General features: G+C 75.7%; 2 protein-coding genes. One reads left to right on the forward strand and one right to left on the reverse strand.

Features of this window, described 5'->3' with window-relative positions; all coding sequences use genetic code 11:
• Positions 1 to 116 precede the first annotated feature (116 nt).
• Positions 117 to 419, reverse strand: coding sequence for a peptidase (locus ACZ5D2_RS34075; protein ID WP_266839783.1), 303 nt, complete (start codon positions 417 to 419; stop codon positions 117 to 119).
• A gap of 106 nt (positions 420 to 525) precedes the next feature.
• Between ACZ5D2_RS34075 and ACZ5D2_RS34080 the strand changes: the two genes are divergently transcribed.
• Positions 526 to 2,670, forward strand: coding sequence for a protein kinase domain-containing protein (locus ACZ5D2_RS34080; RefSeq protein ID WP_371678021.1), 2,145 nt, complete (start codon positions 526 to 528; stop codon positions 2,668 to 2,670).
• Positions 2,671 to 2,701: the final 31 nt, after the last annotated feature.

Below are 2,701 nucleotides of genomic sequence, written 5' to 3' on the forward strand. Positions count from 1 at the left end.
CCCCCCCCCCCCCCCCCCCCCCCCCCCCCCCCCCCCCCCCCCCCCCCCCCCTCCCTCCCCCCCCCCCCCCCCCGCCCCCCCCCCCCCCCCCACGTCCGTTCCCGGTTCCGCGGCGCTCAGTCGCAGCGGCCGGCGACGTAGCCGTCGGTGCCGGTCTTCACGTAGGCGTCCGAGATGAACTTCCCGTTGCCGATGCAGTCCCAGATGTCCGTCGTGCCGTACGGGCCCGAGACCGTGGTCCCCGGGCACTGGCAGCGGATCGAGACGCTCGCGCCGAGCGGCAGGGTGTCGATGATCGCGTAGCCGGTGCCGGGACCGCTGCGGACGTTGACCCGGTACCCCGGCGCGACCTGGAACATCGGCAGGCCGGCGGTGGCCGCGAGGCCCTGGGCTTGGCTCGATTCGTTCTCGACTGACATAAGACGTCTCCCCCCATGGGTGTTGCGCTGCGCAACGCGCGCAGGGTAGCAAGCCCTTGGATGCTCGCACGTGCCATCGACTAGGCTCCGACGGGGGTGGTGAGCGGTGCATTCGCTGCGCGCGGACTACGCGGGGTTTCCGGAGTACGCCGGGCAGTACCGGCTCGAATCCGTGCTCGGCTCCGGTGGCATGGGCGTCGTCCACCTGGCCGCCTCCAGCTCCGGGCTGAAACTCGCCGTCAAGGTCGTGCATGCCCAGCACGCGGTGGATCCGGAGTTCCGGGCGCGGTTCCGGCAGGAGGTCGCCGCCGCCCGGCGGGTGAGCGGGGCGTTCACCGCGCCCGTCGTGGACGCCGATCCGGATGCCGAACGGCCCTGGATGGCCACCCTGTTCATCGACGCCCCGACGCTTTCCGAGCGGGTACGGGAACGCGTGCTGGACCCGCCGGAGCTGGCCCGGCTCGCCGCCGGGCTGGCGGAGGCACTGCGGGACATCCACCGGGCCGGGGTCGTGCACCGGGACCTGAAGCCCAGCAACGTGCTGATGGCCCCGGACGGGGTGCGGGTCATCGACTTCGGCATCTCGCGCCCGGCCGACAGCGACCTGCACACCGAGACCGGCAAGCTGATCGGGACGCCGCCGTTCATGGCGCCGGAACAGTTCCAGCGGCCCCGCGAGGTCGGGACCGCGGCGGACGTGTTCGCGCTGGGGGCGGTGCTCGTGCACGCCGCGACGGGGCGGGGGCCGTTCGACTCCGACAGCCACTACCTCGTGGCGTACCAGGTGGTGCACAGCGAGCCGGACCTGACGGGGCTCCCGGCCCGGCTCGTGCCGATCGTGGCCCGGTGCCTGGCGAAGGATCCGGCGGACCGGCCGACCGCCGACGCGCTGATCGCCGAGATCCGGACCGTGACGAGCCGGACGGGCGAGGACACCCAGGCCTTCATACCGCACCCCCGCCGGCCCGTGGTCGAGGAGGAGATCACGCACCGCCGGGACCGGCCGGCCGTGGACCCCGTCGGCCCGGTGGCTCCCGTCGGCCCCGCGGACGCGCCGCGCGGGCGCGCCGGACGCCGGAGGGCGGTCACGGCGGGGGCCCTCGGGCTGCTGCTCGCCGCCGTGGCCGTCGGCGGGTACCTGTGGTCCGGCGCGCGGACGCCCGAGCGGGGCGCACCGCGGGATTCCGGGGCGTCCGCCGCCGCGGGGCACCCCGTGTCCCCGTGGTCGGTCCCGTTGGGCGGGCACACCGCGTCCTGCTCGGCCGAGGCCACCGGGGTGTACTGCTCGGGCCGCGGGCTGGCCGCGGCCCGGCTCGACGCCGCGGACGGTTCGACGGCGTGGGCCGTCCGCACGAACGCCCCGGACCAGCCGGGTGCCACCACGATGACCCCGCTGTTCTCGGGCGGGACGGTGCTGGCGGCGGCTCCCGGCGGCGAGGTCCTCCAGGCCCTGGACGCGGGTACGGGTGCGGAGCGCTGGCGGCAGAAGCTGCCTCCCGGCGGGCGCGTGGTGGCCGCCGGTCCGCACGTCCTGCTGGTGACGCCGAACGGGAGCGTCACCGCCTTCGACGCCGCGTCGGGTGCCCAGCGCTGGAACAGGCGGGGCGAGCCGGGATCCGGGTGGTGGGGTGCCCGGGGCCAGAAGGGCGAGCCCGTGTTCTACGTGTCGACCGCCGATCCGGCCGGCAAGTCCACCCAGGTCTCCGAGGTCGACGCGGCGAGCGGCGAGGTGCGCTGGCAGGTACGGGCGGTGGGCCGGCTGCAGCCGTTCGGCACGGCACGCGGTTCGGTCTGCCTGCTGGACAACGATCCGACGACCCACGCGGGCGGCATCGTCCGGATCGACCTGGCGACGCGCTCGGTCCACCGGGTCCAGCTGTCGGCCCCGCTGTACGACGCGCAGGCGACGGTGGAGCCGAACGGAACGGTGTACGCCTTCGGTACGCAGGGTGCGGTCGTGGCGGTCGACACGAACAAGGAGCTGTGGCGGCTGGAGACCGGCGCGGCGAGCGCGTCCGGTCCCGCGTTCCTCGACGGACGGGTGTACCTGACCGTGTCGGACGGCCGCCTGCTGGCCGTCGACGCGGCGACGGGGCGGCTCCTGGGACAGACCAGGGCCCGCATGGCCACCGGCCAGGGCACGGTGAGCGCCGCCGTCCCCGCTCCCGTGTTCTCCGGCGGCCGGGTCTACGCCTCCGCCCCCGACGGCACCGTCTTCGCCGTGGACGCGCGGAACCCCGCCGGGTGGTGAGCCGCTGCGGCCGACGGGCGGAGCCCGGCGC

The sequence above is a fragment of the Streptomyces sp. NPDC031479 genome, from assembly GCF_055581065.1.